The sequence below is a fragment of the Pantoea sp. SO10 genome (assembly GCF_005281435.1).
GTDB classification, from domain to species: Bacteria; Pseudomonadota; Gammaproteobacteria; order Enterobacterales; family Enterobacteriaceae; genus Pantoea; species Pantoea leporis.
The window spans coordinates 3,676,664-3,690,148 of sequence record NZ_CP040095.1; the positions used below are offsets into that span (position 1 = coordinate 3,676,664).

Sequence of the window (13,485 nt, forward strand, 5' to 3'; positions counted from 1 at the left end):
ATTTCCTCTGTGCGGCTGAAGTGGTATAACAACTCAACTTTCTCCCACAGCGGACCGCGCAATGGACCTGACCGAATCACGACGCCTCTATCAACAGCTCGCCAGCGAACTCAAACGCCGCATTGAAGCTGCCGACTACCGGGTCGGCGACAAACTGCCTGCCGAGCGTCTGATTGCGGAGGAGATGCAGGTAAGCCGTACCGTGGTGCGTGAAGCGATCATCATGCTGGAAGTGGAAGGTTACGTGGAGGTGCGGAAAGGTTCCGGCATTCACGTCATCAGCAGCCAGCAGCAGAACCGCGTGGTAACGTCCAGCCAGCTGGAGTTCGCTAATTTTGGCCCCTTCGAGTTATTGCAGGCGCGCCAGCTGATTGAAAGCAACGTGGCTGAGTTTGCCGCCACGCAGGTGACACGCCAGGATATCGTGGCATTGATGGCGATTCAGGAGAAAGCGCGTCAGGAAGATCATTCGCGCGATTCGGCGTGGGATATGGAGTTTCACGTGCGCATTGCGCAATCGACGCAGAACAGCGCCTTAGCAGCGATTGTCGAGAAGATGTGGCTGCACCGTCTGCACAATCCTTACTGGTTAAAGCTGCACGAACATATTGATGCCAAAAATATCACCAGCTGGTGTGACGATCACGACCAGATCCTCAAAGCCCTGATCCGCAAAGATCCCGCCGCCAGTAAGCTGGCAATGTGGCAGCATCTGGAAAATACTAAGCAGATGCTGTTTAACGCCACCACCGACGATTTCGAATTTAACGTTGATCGTTACATGTTTGCTGAAAATCCGGTCATCCTGCCTGAAGGTAGCGAAAATCCACGCTGATCCTGCTTATTTTTCAGGCGTTTTGTTGCTGAAAAAGTCAGTTAGTCTGCAATAGTGTCAGCTCATGTAAAGCTCCTTTTGACCACCTGCGTCTAAAGGTAAAACTCCTGTGCGGCAGGCACTTTCCCCTGTCTGGATAACGTTATTTTTGTTACAGTTATCGCCCTTTTATTACCCTTTGCGACAGGGCTTTAAAAAGTCGCTGATTTAACAATCAATTCTGGAAGGATCCGGAAACTCCTGCTCAGGCTGCTTATCTAAAATGTATAACCAACGCCAGTCTGCGCCTAAGCCCCTCACGGGCACGTTTAACAATGATGTTCAGGAATGATTGATGGATATTTTGCAAGCATTGCTGCATGCCTTGTGGCAGCAGGATTACGAAATGCTCTCCGACCCGACGTTGGTTTGGGCCATTTATGGCGTGTTGTTCATGATTCTGTTTCTGGAAAATGGATTGCTGCCCGCCGCCTTTCTGCCGGGCGATAGTTTACTGATTCTGGTCGGCGTTTTGATTGCTAAAGGCACCATGGGTTTCCCGCTGACGCTGCTGATTCTGACCACCGGCGCCAGCCTCGGCTGCTGGGTGAGCTACATTCAGGGCCGCTGGCTCGGTAATACGCCTACCGTACAAAAATGGCTTTCGCACTTGCCCGCGCAATATCACCAACGCGCCCACCGGCTGTTCCATCGCCATGGCTTGTCTGCACTGCTGGTGGGTCGCTTTATTGCCTTCGTCCGCACCTTGCTCCCTACCATCGCCGGGCTTTCTGGCCTGAGTAATGCGCGCTTCCAGTTCTTCAACTGGGTAAGTGGCTTCCTGTGGGTGCTAATCCTTACCGTGCTGGGCTTCGCGCTGGGTAAAACACCGATTTTCCGTCGTTACGAAGATGAGCTGATGTTGTGCCTGATGCTGCTGCCGCTGGTGCTGCTGGTGATTGGCCTGATCGGTTCTTTAGTGGTGATTTGGCGTAAACGTCAGTCAGCGCGTAGCGGGAATTCACAGTCATGATCACATTCCGTGGATTCCCAAGGCGTTTCCTGCCTTGGGCGCTGGGTGGCGCGTTGGCGCTGCTGGCGATCTGTTTCGTTCCTACCTTGATGCAGCATGAAACCGTGGTGCAGATCCGCGTCGCCAACAGCGGCACCAATCTGCCCGATGGTTTTTATCTTTATCAGCAACTTTCTGCGCAGGGCGTGCGTATCAAAAGTATTACGCCCTCCGGCGATGCGCTGGTGATTCATTTTGAGAATGAAGAACAGAGCCTGGCGGCGCAAAAAGTGTTGAAGCGCCTGTTGCCACAAGGCTTTGTGGTCGCCGCTGGCCCGCAGGCTTCGCAGCAATATCCTGACGCCAGTCGCCCAATTTTTAGCTAAATTTCACCGCCTGACGTTAAGCCAGGCGGTGAGCTAATCCTCGCTATCCCCGCGTCTTCTTTGAATTTTTTCGTCTGCTGTCTATCCTTAGAGATAGCGTAAGCCTAAGACATGCTGGGAAGCTTCTCCTGTCTGCTCTCGGGCAGGTCATCAACAATGGAAGGTCACAACCTGATGAAACATCAATTACTGCTAGGTGCTATTCTTTTTTCACTCTCGGGTTCGCTGCTGGCGGCTGAATCGCTCTGCCAACAAAAAGAGCAGGATATTCAACGCGAGATCGATATGGCGAAACAGCACGACAACCAGCGCCGCGTTACCGGGCTGGAGCGCGCGTTGACCGAAGTCCGCGCAGGCTGCACCGATGAGCAGCTGAAATCTGCACATAGCGAACGCATCGCTGAGCAGAAGCACAAAATTGCCGAACGTGAGCGTGAGCTGAAAGAAGAGCGTCAGGATGGCGACAAGGACAAAATTGAGAAGCGCGAACGTAAGCTGCTCGATGCGCAGCACGAACTGAAAAAGCTTGAAGCTGAACCTTATTAATCGGACTTAACTCAATGCTGTAAAAGGAGATTTCCATGGCTAAAGAAACAACATCTGAACATCTGCGCGCTGAATTGAAAAATCTGGCTGATACCCTGGAAGAAGTGCTGAGCAGCTCAGCAGATAAATCCAAAGGTGAGCTGGATAAACTGCGTCATAAAGCGCGCGGCGCTATTGAAAGCTCCCGTGAACGTCTCGGCGATTCCGGCGAACGTATTGCACAAACCACACGTGAAGCAGCGGAAAAAGCGGACGAATACGTGCGCGACAATCCGTGGCACGGCGTGGGTATCGGTGCAGCGGTAGGTATTCTCATCGGCATTTTAATCTCACGGCGTTAATGATGAGTGATAGTCAGCAAAGCCACGGCCCCGGCAAAGGGGTCTTTAACATCGGTCAACGGGTCGTTACCACGCTGGTCAGCATGGTCGAGACGCGCGTCAGACTGGCAATTGTGGAACTGGAAGAGGAAAAGGCCAACCTGATTCAGATGCTGATGATGGTGGGCCTTACTATGCTGTTTACCGCTTTCGGTCTCATGAGCCTGATGGTGTTGATCATCTGGGCGGTGGACGCACAATATCGCTTGATGGCGATTGCCATCACTACGGCGGTGCTATTTGCTCTGGCGCTCATCTTCGGTTTGTGGACGTTATACAAATCGCGTCAATCAACGTTGTTGCGCCATACGCGTAAAGAGCTGGATACCGATCGCAAACTGCTGGAGGAGCATCGCTCATGAGCCGCCGCGAACGTGAAGCACGCATTCACGAACTGCTCAATCAGGTGCAGCAGCAGCGGCTTGACCTCAGCGCCGACAGCCGCGACTGGCTGACCAGCACCGCGCAGTACGATCGCGGCTGGTTAACCATCATTGGCATGCGTCGTTATCTGGCGATTGGCAGCAGTGCATTGGCCATTTGGTCGATTCGCAGCCCCAATCGTCTGCTGCGCTGGGCCAAGCGCGGTTTCGGCGTCTGGAGCACCTGGCGCATGATCAAATCGACTTTAAATACCCGCTAGCTTCTCTCTCTAAAACCGGATCGAATTGATTCGGTTTTACTCCCCCTCAAATTTACTGAACAACATTGACAGTTTATCTCGCTTACAACTCTTTCAACCTGCGATTATCATCTTCCTCCATCAGCCCAGTGAACTGAAACAACCGGTTCAAGGGGATTCAAAACCCGCAGGCCAACAACCTGCAACAAAAACCTTGTTGGAGTAGATGATGAAAAAATTCGAAGACTCAGGCCTGCTGGTAGCACGCGTATTAATGACCATTCTGTTTATCACCGCAGGCTGGGGCAAAATCACCGGTTACGCCGGTACCGCACAATACATGCAGGCAATGGGCGTCCCAGGCTTCCTGCTGCCGCTGGTTATTCTGCTGGAGTTCGGTGGCGGCCTGGCGATTCTGTTCGGTTTCCTGACGCGCTTTACCGCCCTGTTCACCGCTGGCTTTACTCTGCTGACCGCGTTCCTGTTCCACAGCAACTTCGCGGAAGGTGTTAACCAGCTGATGTTCATGAAAAACCTCTCCATCGCCGGTGGCTTCCTGGTGTTGGGTCTGGTAGGTCCAGGCGCTTACAGCATTGACCGTCTGATTCGTCAGCGCGTTCAGCCAGCGACCGCACGCTAAGCAGCACAAGCGTTAGAGAACACATATACTGAATTGCAGGGGCGGGGATTTTCCTCGCCCCTTTTTATTATGGAGGGCTTATGGGACAGCTGATTGACGGTGTCTGGCATGATACCTGGTACGATACGAAGTCAACCGGTGGCCGCTTCAAGCGCACAGAAGCCGTCTGGCGTAACTGGGTTACCGCCGATGGCAGCGCCGGTCCAACCGGCAAAGCGGGCTTCGCCGCTGAGCGTGATCGCTATCATCTTTACGTCTCGCTTGCCTGCCCGTGGGCGCATCGCACGCTATTAATGCTTAAACTCAAGGGATTGGAGGAGATGATTTCGGTTTCGGTGGTGCATCCGCTGATGCTGGAGAACGGCTGGACCTTTGACGCCAGTTTCCCTGATGCCACCGGCGATGCGTTGTATCAAAAAGAGTTTCTCTATCAGATCTATCTGCACGCCGATGCGCACTATTCCGGCCGTGTGACCGTGCCAGTGCTGTGGGATAAAACCCAGCAAACCATCGTTAGTAATGAATCTGCCGACATCATGCGCATGCTCAACAGCGCTTTTGATGCGCAAGGTGCCCGCGCGGGTGACTATTATCCGGCGGAGCTGCGCGACAAAATTGATGAAGTGAACAGCTGGGTTTACGACACTGTTAACAATGGCGTGTATAAAAGCGGTTTTGCCACTTCGCAGGCGGCGTACGATGAATCGGTAACGGCGCTGTTCCATTCGTTAGCGCGTCTCGAACAGATTCTTGGCCAACACCGCTATCTCACTGGCAACCAACTTACCGAAGCCGATTTGCGCTTGTGGACCACCCTGGTGCGCTTCGATCCGGTCTACGTCACCCACTTTAAGTGCGATCGTCACCGCATCAGTGATTACCGTAATCTGAGCGGCTTCCTGCGCGATATCTATCAGATGCCAGGCATCGCTGACACGGTTAATTTGCCGCACATTCGCCATCACTACTACTGCAGCCACAAAACCATCAACCCAAGCGGCGTGATCTCGCTGGGTCCAGCCTTTGACTGGGATGAGCCACACGGCCGGGGTTGATGCTCTTACCCTCTCCCAACGTGGAGAGGGTACTTTAGGCAAACTTAATCAGCACCATACCGACCAACAACAATCCCACGCCCAGCCAGCCAACCCGACTCAGACGCTGGCCAAACAGAATCCAGCCTGCCGCCACGGTGGCGACCAATCCCAGCCCGCCCCATAACGCGTAGGCTACCGTCAAATCAATGCCTTTCACCGCCTGCGCCAGCGCACTGAACGCCGCCAGCACCGCCACCAGCGATAACACGCCAAACAGTGGACGGCGGAAACCGTTGGAGTATTTCAGGAAGATATTGGCGACGATCTCCAGGCCAATGGCCAGCGCCAGCCATGCGATATGCAGCCAGTTAAACGTTGCCATGGCGCAGCTCCTTGCGGCTCAGCGTACCGGATTTGATCAGGACGATGCCGAGGATCAGCGTCAGCAGGCCGGCTACTTTGATGGCGGATAAGGCTTCATCGAACAACAGCACGCTAAACAGCGTAATAAACAGAATGCCAATGCCTTCCCACATGGCATACGCCACGCCAAGGGCAATACGTTTAATGGCGAAGGATAAACAAATATAAGAAAGTGCGATCATCACCAGCATAAAAATATAACCGGCGTTGCCACCGTTTACGCTGGCCCATTTCATTGAGACGGTGCCAATAATTTCCGCGGCGATCGCCAGCGCTAATAAAATCCAATACAGCATGATTTCTCTCCTGAACGAGAAATAAACGCCACCCACGCGAAAATAGGCGTGTTAGCAAAGTTAAATTAAAAAGTCAGAATAGGAGAGAACGGAACTAAAGCGCGAAGCGCCAGTGCTGATCGCAGATTGAGCAGTTTGATTCAGAGAGAGAGGAGGAGAGTGGAGCCTTATTTGACGCAAACATTTTGTCCATAAAATTACAACTTATCCACGTTGTTGCTTCTCGTCAGTGTGGATTAAATTTGTCCTCAGTAGTTAAACACGCGCTTATTCTGGCATAGCGGCAGTAATGTTTTCAGGGATTTTCATTTCTTTACGTGGAGGCGTTTAATTAAAAGTGTGTGTATTCCCTCACCCTAACCCTCTCCCACAGGAGAGGGAACTGTTTATTGCGGTTTGAAAGATCGCTCGATCGATTCCTTCTCCCACTTGTGGGAGAAGGTTAGGATGAGGGCCAGCGCGCACCCAACCCCAGAAAACACAAAACCCGCCGAAGCGGGTTTTGTGTTTAAAAAAGTCGAAACTGACCGATAAGCCGGGTTCTGTCGTGGACAGTCATTCATCTAGGCCAGCAATCGCTCACTGGCTCAAGCAGCCTACCCGGGTTCAGTACGGGCCGTACCTTGTGAACCCCTATTTGGCCTTGCTCCGGGTGGAGTTTACCGTGCCACGAACTGTTGCCAGCCGCGCGGTGCGCTCTTACCGCACCCTTTCACCCTTACCTGATCCCATTACTGGGCCATCGGCGGTTTGCTCTCTGTTGCACTGGTCGTAGGCTTGCGCCCCCCAGGCGTTACCTGGCACCCTGCCCTATGGAGCCCGGACTTTCCTCCCCTTTGCCCGTCTCCCCCCGAAAGAGGACGACGACAAAGCGGCGACTGTCTGGTCAGCTTCGGCGCGGGATAATAGGCGATCTGCCAGCGTTTGTCACGCCTCTTGCTGCTCCAGCGCGTACTTATAAAGCGCGTTCTTCTTCACACCATGAATTTCCGCCGTCAGCGCAGCGGCTTTCTTCAATGGCAGCTCTTTTTGCAGCAGCGCCAGCGTGCGCAACGCCTCCGCTGGCAGCGCTTCTTCATCCGCTTTATGGCCTTCAACAATCAGCACCATCTCGCCTTTACGACGATTTTCATCTTCCTGCACCCACGCCAGCAACTCGCCGACCGGTGCGCCCTGAATAGATTCCCACGTTTTGGTGATCTCACGCGCCAGCACCACGTAGCGCTCGCCGCCCCACACGCTGACCATATCCTGCAGGCTATCGATCAGGCGATGGGTCGATTCGTAGAAAATCAGCGTACGCGGCTCTTCACCCAGCGCGCGCAGCACATCGCAACGTCCTTTGCTTTTGGCCGGTAGAAACCCTTCGTAACAGAAACGATCGGACGGTAACCCCGCCGCGCTTAATGCTGTAATCGCCGCGCAGGCACCTGGCAACGGCACCACGCGCACACCAGCCTCACGGCAGCGACGTACTAAATGGTAGCCGGGATCGTTGATTAACGGCGTGCCGGCATCGGAGACCAGCGCGATGCTCTGGCCCTCTTGCAGCTTAGCTAATAGCACCTCAGCTTTCTGCTGTTCGTTGTGGTCGTGAAGTGCGAAGAGTCGCGCATTGATGGCGAAATGTTGTAGCAACAGCCCGGTATGACGTGTATCTTCCGCTGCGACTAGATCGACGCTTGAGAGGACCGTCAACGCTCGTTGAGTGATATCACCCAGGTTACCGATCGGGGTAGGAACGATATAGAGCGTGCTGGCAGAAATCTCTGCCCGATCGAGTTGTTTCATTGTTTCATCCGAATTGCCGATTTAATATTGAGCATCTTGAAAAAAACATCACTGGATACAGTATGCTTCCTTCAAAAGTCGTACGTCATAAAGCAGGACGCTTAGTACCTGTTCTTCTCGCTGGGCTGATTTTAGCCGCCTGTAGTGGTCAGGGACCGCAACAAACCTCTAACGTCAATATTCAGGGTCCTGCGACTGGCCGGTCTGACTATTATCTGCAACAGGTGCAGCAAAGCAGCGATGATAGCAAGACCGACTGGCAATTACTTGCCATCCGTGCCCTGTTGAAGGAAGGAAAGTATCCGCAGGCAGCGAATCAGCTTAATCAGCTGCCGCAGCAGTTAAGCGATGTGCAACAGCAAGAACTGCTGCTGCTGCGCGCGCAGATGCAGATTGGTCAGCAGAATTACAGCGGTGCACAACAACAGCTTGGTCAGGTGAAAGTCGGTGACCTGTCGCAGGATCAGCAGGTGCGCTACTACGCGTTGCAAATCGCAGCGGCGCAGAATCGCCCTTCACTCCCACTGCTGCGTGCCTATATTGCGCAGGAGCCGCAGCTGAAAGGCGCCGATCACCAAAGCAATATTGATGCAACCTGGCAAGCGCTGACGCAGATGACGCAGGATCAAATCAACAGTCTGGTGATCAATGCTGACGAAAATACGCTGCAAGGCTGGTTGGATCTGCTGAATACCTGGCGTGCAAACAGCCAGGATCCACAAATGTTGAAAGCGGCGATTCAGGACTGGCAGACACGTTATCCACAGAACCCAGGCGCGAAGACGCTGCCAACGCAGCTCAGCCAGGTGCAAAACTTCACTAAAGCGTCGACCAGCACCATCGCGCTGCTACTGCCGCTCAACGGCCAGGCGCAGGTGTTTGCTAACGCGATTCAAAAAGGTTTCAACGACGCGCGCAATGGCGTGCTCAACGCACCGGCACCGCAAGCCGCGTCAGCGCCTGCTGCAGCCGATGCCAGCGCACAGCCGCCAGCCGACGCCAATAGCGTTGTCAGCCCCGCCGTTGCCGGTAACACACCACCGCAAACCGAGCAGCCACAGCCAGCCGCACAACCGGCCGCGGCACAGGGCAACAGCAATGCGCAGGTAAAAGTGTATGACACCAGCAGCCAGCCGATTGCGCAGGTGATGCAGCAGGCTCAGCAAGATGGCGCCACGCTGGTGGTCGGCCCGCTCCTAAAAAATGACGTTGAAACCGTCGTTAATAGCAACACTCCGCTAAACGTGCTGGCGCTGAACGAACCCGAACAGATCCAGAACCATCCGAATATTTGTTACTTTGCGCTTTCTCCTGAAGACGAAGCGCGCGATGCCGCGCACCATATCTACGAGCAAGGCAAACGTCAGCCATTGTTGCTGGTGCCGCGCAGCAGTTATGGCGACCGTATCAGCAAAGCGTTCGCACAAGAGTGGCAAACGTTGGGTGGTTCAACCGTACTGCAGCAGCGTTTTGGCGGCGTTGGCGAACTGAAGCAAGGCATCAACAGCGGTGCGGGTATCGCGTTAAGCGGCACGCCGCTCAACGTTGAGCCTGCGCAATCGCAGAGCGTGGCGATTGCTGGCCTTACGATTCCTGCGCCGCAAACCAGCGCACCGGCACCAGCGGCCGATGCCAGCAGCGGTAGCGTGGATGCGGTGTACATTGTCGCTAGCCAGGATGAGCTGCAGCTGATCAAGCCGATGATTGCGATGCGCACCAGCAGCCGCAACAACACCGCGCTGTACGCCAGTTCGCGCAGTGCGCAGGCGGGCGCAGGTCCGGACTTCCGTCTGGAGATGGATGGCCTGCAGTTCAGCGATATCCCGCTGTTGTCCGGTAGCAATCCGGGCCTGATGCAGCAGGCGGCGAAGTCGTTTAACAACGATTATTCGCTGGTTCGCCTCTACGCGATGGGCATTGATGCCTGGACGCTGGCGAATCACTTTAACCAGATGCGTCAGGTGCCAGGCTTTGCCATTGATGGCAACACCGGCAAGCTGAACGCCGACACGGATTGCGTGATCAACAGGAAGTTGGCATGGAACCAGTATCGTCAGGGACAGATCGTTCCGGTGCAGTAAACCGCCAGCGCATTGGCGCTGAGCAGGAACAACTGGCGCGTCGCTATCTGGAGCGCGCCGGGCTGCAGTGGTTTGCCAGCAATGTACGCTGTCGCAGCGGGGAAATTGACCTGATTATGCGCGACGCCGATTGCTGGGTATTTGTTGAAGTGCGCTATCGACGCGATGCGCGCTACGGCGGTGCCGCCGCCAGCGTAACGCGCCAGAAACAACAAAAGCTGCTGCGTGCCGCCGCACTCTGGTTGCTGGCGCGTGGCGGCAGTTTTGATACGGTGAATTGCCGTTTTGACATCATTGCCATTACCGGGCGTGAGCTGGAGTGGCTGCCCGATGCCTTTAATGCCGATGGATAGAACCAGGTGGTCTTGTGCAGGACAGAATTAAAGCGTGTTTTACCGAGAGTATTCAGACCCAAATCGCCGCAGCCGAAGCGCTGCCCGATGCGATTTCCCGCGCTGCGATGACGCTGGTGCAGTCGCTGCTGAACGGTAACAAAATCCTTAGCTGCGGTAACGGTGCGTCGTCGGCGAATGCCCAGCATTTTGCCGCCAGCATGATTAACCGTTTCGAGACGGAGCGCCCTAGCCTGCCTGCGCTGGCGCTGAGCGCTGATAATGTGATGCTGACGGCGATTGGTAATGATCGTCTGCACGATGAAATTTACGCCAAGCAGGTTCGAGCGCTTGGTCAGGCTGGTGATGTGCTGCTGGCCATTTCCACCCGTGGCAACACCCGCGATATCGTCAAAGCGGTTGAAGCTGCGGTTACCCGCGATATGACCATCGTTGCGTTAACCGGCCACGACGGCGGTGAGCTGGCGGGCCTGCTCGGTCCGCATGATGTGGAAATTCGCATTCCATCACATCGCAGTGCGCGCATTCAGGAAATGCATATGCTGACGCTGAACTGCCTGTGCGATTTGATTGATAACACTTTATTCCCACACCAGGAATGACTGAAGGAGCTCAAATGAAAGCATTGAACGCTGTCGCCATTCTCTTAACCGCCATGCTGCTGCAAGGTTGTGTTGCCGTGGTTGCCGGCGGCGCTGCCGTCGCCACCAAAACCGCCACTGATCCGCGCACCGTGGGCACGCAGGTCGATGACGGTACGCTGGAGCTGCGCGTCTCGAACGCACTGGCAAAAGATGAACAGATCAAAAACCAGGCGCGCGTGGTTGTCACCGCTTATCAGGGCAAAGTACTGCTAACCGGCCAGTCGCCAACCCCGGATCTGGCAAGCCGTGCCAAACAGATTGCCATGGGCGTTGATGGGGCCACCGAGGTGTATAACGAAATCCGTAATGGACAGAAAGTCAGCCTCGGCACCTCGTCATCGGATACCTGGATCACCACCAAAATCCGCTCGCAGCTGCTGGGCAGCGATCAGGTGAAATCCTCCAACGTCAAAGTGACCACCGAAAACGGTGAAGTGTTCCTGTTGGGACTGGTTACTGCAGAAGAAGCGAAGGCGGCGGCCGATGTTGCCAGCCGGGTGAGCGGCGTGAAGCACGTGACTACGGCCTTCACCATTCTCAAATAAGCGTTACAGCAAAGCATCAGGGCGACTTCGGTCGCCCTTTTTTGTGCGTGAGGGTTAGGCGGGAAGGTCAATCACCAGCGCGCGCAGCGGCGTTCTGGCCTGCAGGCTAATCTGGTTCTCATCGCTGAGAAACGCGCCGTCGCCGCAGCCTAGCGGCTGCTGGTTGGCGCTGCTGGCCTGCACATCCAGCGAACCATGGATCGATTGCAGGTAAGCGCGCGGTCCGTGCAATTTCACCGTGTACTGCTCGCCCGGTGCTAGCGTCACCTGATGCACCCAAACCTGCTGGCGCAGCTGCAGGCTGCCCTGCGCGCCATCGGGCGAGGCGATCAGTACGCTGGTTTGTTGCGGCAGGTCGAGCTTCTGCAACAGCGGGTTTTCACGTTCCGGACAGGCCGCCAGCCACAGTTGCATGCGGGTTAACGGGCGATCTTTGCTGATGTTAATTTCACTGTAATTCACGCCCTGACGCGCAGAGAGCAGCATCGCCTCGCCTTCACGCGCCACCAGATGATTGCCTTCGCTGTCGCGATACTCGGCTTCACCTTGCAGCACCAGATTCAGCACATCGACCTGCGGATAACTGCGCGGCTGGAATGCGGCGCCCGGTGCCAGAATTTCCTGGTTGAGTACGCGCAGCGACGCGTAGCCCATTAATTTTGGATCGAAATAGTGGCCAAATGAGAAGCTGTAGCGCGCCTGCAACCAACCGAAATCGGCCTGGCCACATGCGGACGCGCAGCGGGTTGTCATCATGATAATCCTCCGACGCGCTGCGGTGAGAACCGACCGCAGGCTTGATAGGATTATGGTAAAAGTCTGGACGCCGGATTGTAAGCCAGTTAATCTGCCTGGCATGTTCAAATTTACTGACAGAGAATCGGCATGGCAAAAGACCGCGCGTTAACCCTTGAAGCTTTACGTGTGATGGATGCTATTGACCGTCGTGGCAGCTTTGCCGCTGCGGCCGATGAACTGGGTCGCGTCCCTTCCGCGCTGAGTTACACCATGCAGAAGCTGGAAGAGGAGCTGGATGTGGTGCTGTTTGACCGTTCCGGCCACCGCACCAAGTTCACCAACGTGGGCCGCATGCTGCTGGAACGGGGCCGCGTGCTGCTGGAAGCCGCCGACAAGCTCACCACCGATGCCGAAGCGCTGGCGCGCGGTTGGGAAACGCATCTCACCATTGTTGCCGAGGCGCTGGTGCCTTCCGAGCGTTTATTCCCGCTGGTTGAGAAGCTGTCAGAAAAAGCCAATACGCAAATTTCTCTCATCACGGAAGTGTTAGCCGGTGCCTGGGAAAGGCTGGAACAGGGCCGCGCCGATATCGTGATTGCCCCGGATATGCACTTCCGCGCCTCAACCGAAATTAACACCCGCAAGCTGTACAGCACGATGAGCGTCTACGTTGCCAGCCCGGATCATCCCATTCATCAGGAAGCTGAGCCGCTGTCAGAAGTGACGCGCGTGAAGTATCGCGGCATCGCGGTGGCGGACACCGCGCGCGAGCGCCCGGTGTTGACGGTGCAGTTGCTGGATAAGCAGCAGCGTCTGACGGTTAGCAGCATGGATGATAAACGCCGCGCGCTGCTGGCCGGTTTGGGTGTGGCGACCATGCCGTATCCGATGGTGGAGCAGGATATCGCCGAAGGTCGTTTACGCGTGGTGAGCGCCGAGTATACGCGCGAAGTGGACATTATTATGGCGTGGCGCCGCGACAGCATGGGCGAAGCCAAAGCCTGGTGTTTGCGTGAGATTCCGAGGTTGCTGGCGAAACGCGGGTAGATTGTGCGGGGTTTCCCCCTCCTCGGTCCTCCCCCATAAATGGGGGAGGAAGATGCTGCCACATGTTAGTGATGAAGCTGCATGGGGAGGAAGATGCTGCCACATGTTAGTGATGAAGCTGCATCTCCTT

General features: G+C 55.3%; 18 protein-coding genes and 1 other RNA gene. 14 read left to right on the forward strand and 5 right to left on the reverse strand.

Going from position 1 to position 13,485, the window contains the following annotated elements:
- The first annotated feature begins 61 nt into the window (after positions 1–61).
- The 9 genes from exuR (at position 62) to FCN45_RS16910 (ending at position 5,455) form a co-directional block, all read left to right on the forward strand.
- Positions 62–835 carry a transcriptional regulator ExuR gene (exuR, locus tag FCN45_RS16870; protein ID WP_008103503.1) on the forward strand — a complete coding sequence of 258 codons (774 nt, stop codon included), beginning with the start codon at positions 62–64 and terminating at the stop codon, positions 833–835.
- 334 nt (positions 836–1,169) lie between these two features.
- Positions 1,170–1,847 carry a DedA family protein gene (locus FCN45_RS16875; RefSeq protein WP_137386579.1) on the forward strand — a complete coding sequence of 226 codons (678 nt, stop codon included), beginning with the start codon at positions 1,170–1,172 and terminating at the stop codon, positions 1,845–1,847.
- Positions 1,844–2,212 (forward strand): EnvZ/OmpR regulon moderator MzrA, encoded by a 369-nt coding sequence (gene mzrA / locus FCN45_RS16880; protein WP_101762907.1) that lies wholly within the window; start codon positions 1,844–1,846, stop codon positions 2,210–2,212. The genes FCN45_RS16875 and mzrA overlap by 4 nt, the downstream gene beginning before the upstream one ends.
- Before the next feature lie 174 nt (positions 2,213–2,386).
- Positions 2,387–2,758: a DUF1090 domain-containing protein gene (locus tag FCN45_RS16885; protein ID WP_137386580.1), complete on the forward strand. Its 372-nt coding sequence runs from the start codon at positions 2,387–2,389 to the stop codon at positions 2,756–2,758.
- A gap of 35 nt (positions 2,759–2,793) precedes the next feature.
- Positions 2,794–3,099, forward strand: coding sequence for a YqjD family protein (locus FCN45_RS16890; RefSeq protein ID WP_007890363.1), 306 nt, complete (start codon positions 2,794–2,796; stop codon positions 3,097–3,099).
- A gap of 2 nt (positions 3,100–3,101) precedes the next feature.
- A complete protein-coding gene (locus FCN45_RS16895) occupies positions 3,102–3,500 on the forward strand; it encodes a phage holin family protein (RefSeq protein WP_192236531.1) in 399 nt (132 codons plus the stop codon).
- A complete protein-coding gene (locus FCN45_RS16900; protein WP_008103516.1) occupies positions 3,497–3,781 on the forward strand; it encodes a YqjK-like family protein in 285 nt (94 codons plus the stop codon). Before FCN45_RS16895 ends, FCN45_RS16900 begins: the two co-directional genes overlap by 4 nt.
- Before the next feature lie 208 nt (positions 3,782–3,989).
- A complete protein-coding gene (locus FCN45_RS16905) occupies positions 3,990–4,400 on the forward strand; it encodes a DoxX family protein (protein WP_008103518.1) in 411 nt (136 codons plus the stop codon).
- A gap of 80 nt (positions 4,401–4,480) precedes the next feature.
- Positions 4,481–5,455: a glutathione S-transferase family protein gene (locus tag FCN45_RS16910; RefSeq protein WP_137386581.1), complete on the forward strand. Its 975-nt coding sequence runs from the start codon at positions 4,481–4,483 to the stop codon at positions 5,453–5,455.
- Positions 5,456–5,489: 34 nt separating this feature from the next.
- Here FCN45_RS16910 and mdtI read toward each other — a convergent pair whose 3' ends face one another.
- The 4 genes from mdtI to rsmI form a co-directional block, all read right to left on the reverse strand.
- Positions 5,490–5,819 carry a multidrug/spermidine efflux SMR transporter subunit MdtI gene (gene mdtI / locus FCN45_RS16915; RefSeq protein WP_101762903.1) on the reverse strand — a complete coding sequence of 110 codons (330 nt, stop codon included), beginning with the start codon at positions 5,817–5,819 and terminating at the stop codon, positions 5,490–5,492.
- On the reverse strand, positions 5,806–6,156 hold the full coding sequence (gene mdtJ, locus FCN45_RS16920) for a multidrug/spermidine efflux SMR transporter subunit MdtJ (RefSeq protein ID WP_101762902.1): 351 nt from the start codon (positions 6,154–6,156) through the stop codon (positions 5,806–5,808). The genes mdtI and mdtJ overlap by 14 nt, the downstream gene beginning before the upstream one ends.
- A 515-nt stretch (positions 6,157–6,671) precedes the next feature.
- Positions 6,672–7,050: RNase P RNA component class A (rnpB, locus tag FCN45_RS16925), an RNA gene on the reverse strand.
- Positions 7,051–7,083: 33 nt separating this feature from the next.
- A complete protein-coding gene (gene rsmI, locus FCN45_RS16930) occupies positions 7,084–7,947 on the reverse strand; it encodes a 16S rRNA (cytidine(1402)-2'-O)-methyltransferase (protein ID WP_101762901.1) in 864 nt (287 codons plus the stop codon).
- A 62-nt stretch (positions 7,948–8,009) separates the two neighbouring features.
- Between rsmI and FCN45_RS16935 the strand changes: the two genes are divergently transcribed.
- Genes FCN45_RS16935 through dolP form a run of 4 tightly spaced genes read left to right on the forward strand, consistent with a single transcriptional unit; the run spans position 8,010 to position 11,570 of the window.
- The gene (locus tag FCN45_RS16935; protein ID WP_137386582.1) at positions 8,010–10,028 is read left to right on the forward strand and encodes a penicillin-binding protein activator; all 2,019 of its coding nucleotides are present in this window, start codon (positions 8,010–8,012) and stop codon (positions 10,026–10,028) included.
- Positions 9,986–10,381: a YraN family protein gene (locus tag FCN45_RS16940; RefSeq protein WP_008103534.1), complete on the forward strand. Its 396-nt coding sequence runs from the start codon at positions 9,986–9,988 to the stop codon at positions 10,379–10,381. Before FCN45_RS16935 ends, FCN45_RS16940 begins: the two co-directional genes overlap by 43 nt.
- 14 nt (positions 10,382–10,395) lie before the next feature.
- Positions 10,396–10,983, forward strand: a complete 588-nt coding sequence (diaA, locus tag FCN45_RS16945) for a DnaA initiator-associating protein DiaA (protein ID WP_007890352.1) — start codon at positions 10,396–10,398, stop codon at positions 10,981–10,983.
- A 14-nt stretch (positions 10,984–10,997) separates the two neighbouring features.
- Positions 10,998–11,570 (forward strand): division/outer membrane stress-associated lipid-binding lipoprotein, encoded by a 573-nt coding sequence (gene dolP, locus FCN45_RS16950; RefSeq protein ID WP_101762899.1) that lies wholly within the window; start codon positions 10,998–11,000, stop codon positions 11,568–11,570.
- Between the two features lie 54 nt (positions 11,571–11,624).
- Here dolP and FCN45_RS16955 read toward each other — a convergent pair whose 3' ends face one another.
- Positions 11,625–12,326, reverse strand: coding sequence for a pirin family protein (locus tag FCN45_RS16955; protein WP_110867406.1), 702 nt, complete (start codon positions 12,324–12,326; stop codon positions 11,625–11,627).
- Between the two features lie 129 nt (positions 12,327–12,455).
- Between FCN45_RS16955 and FCN45_RS16960 the strand changes: the two genes are divergently transcribed.
- Complete coding sequence (locus FCN45_RS16960) at positions 12,456–13,355, forward strand: LysR family transcriptional regulator (RefSeq protein ID WP_101762897.1); 900 nt, start codon at positions 12,456–12,458, stop codon at positions 13,353–13,355.
- Positions 13,356–13,485: the final 130 nt, after the last annotated feature.

Coding starts and splice junctions, on each gene's coding strand:
- exuR (WP_008103503.1), top strand. CDS start 62: ATGGACCTGACCGAATCACGACGCCTCTATCAACAGCTCGCCAGCGAA.
- FCN45_RS16875 (WP_137386579.1), top strand. CDS start 1,170: ATGGATATTTTGCAAGCATTGCTGCATGCCTTGTGGCAGCAGGATTAC.
- mzrA (WP_101762907.1), top strand. CDS start 1,844: ATGATCACATTCCGTGGATTCCCAAGGCGTTTCCTGCCTTGGGCGCTG.
- FCN45_RS16885 (WP_137386580.1), top strand. CDS start 2,387: ATGAAACATCAATTACTGCTAGGTGCTATTCTTTTTTCACTCTCGGGT.
- FCN45_RS16890 (WP_007890363.1), top strand. CDS start 2,794: ATGGCTAAAGAAACAACATCTGAACATCTGCGCGCTGAATTGAAAAAT.
- FCN45_RS16895 (WP_192236531.1), top strand. CDS start 3,102: ATGAGTGATAGTCAGCAAAGCCACGGCCCCGGCAAAGGGGTCTTTAAC.
- FCN45_RS16900 (WP_008103516.1), top strand. CDS start 3,497: ATGAGCCGCCGCGAACGTGAAGCACGCATTCACGAACTGCTCAATCAG.
- FCN45_RS16905 (WP_008103518.1), top strand. CDS start 3,990: ATGAAAAAATTCGAAGACTCAGGCCTGCTGGTAGCACGCGTATTAATG.
- FCN45_RS16910 (WP_137386581.1), top strand. CDS start 4,481: ATGGGACAGCTGATTGACGGTGTCTGGCATGATACCTGGTACGATACG.
- mdtI (WP_101762903.1), bottom strand. CDS start 5,819: ATGGCAACGTTTAACTGGCTGCATATCGCATGGCTGGCGCTGGCCATT.
- mdtJ (WP_101762902.1), bottom strand. CDS start 6,156: ATGCTGTATTGGATTTTATTAGCGCTGGCGATCGCCGCGGAAATTATT.
- rsmI (WP_101762901.1), bottom strand. CDS start 7,947: ATGAAACAACTCGATCGGGCAGAGATTTCTGCCAGCACGCTCTATATC.
- FCN45_RS16935 (WP_137386582.1), top strand. CDS start 8,010: ATGCTTCCTTCAAAAGTCGTACGTCATAAAGCAGGACGCTTAGTACCT.
- FCN45_RS16940 (WP_008103534.1), top strand. CDS start 9,986: ATGGAACCAGTATCGTCAGGGACAGATCGTTCCGGTGCAGTAAACCGC.
- dolP (WP_101762899.1), top strand. CDS start 10,998: ATGAAAGCATTGAACGCTGTCGCCATTCTCTTAACCGCCATGCTGCTG.
- FCN45_RS16955 (WP_110867406.1), bottom strand. CDS start 12,326: ATGATGACAACCCGCTGCGCGTCCGCATGTGGCCAGGCCGATTTCGGT.
- FCN45_RS16960 (WP_101762897.1), top strand. CDS start 12,456: ATGGCAAAAGACCGCGCGTTAACCCTTGAAGCTTTACGTGTGATGGAT.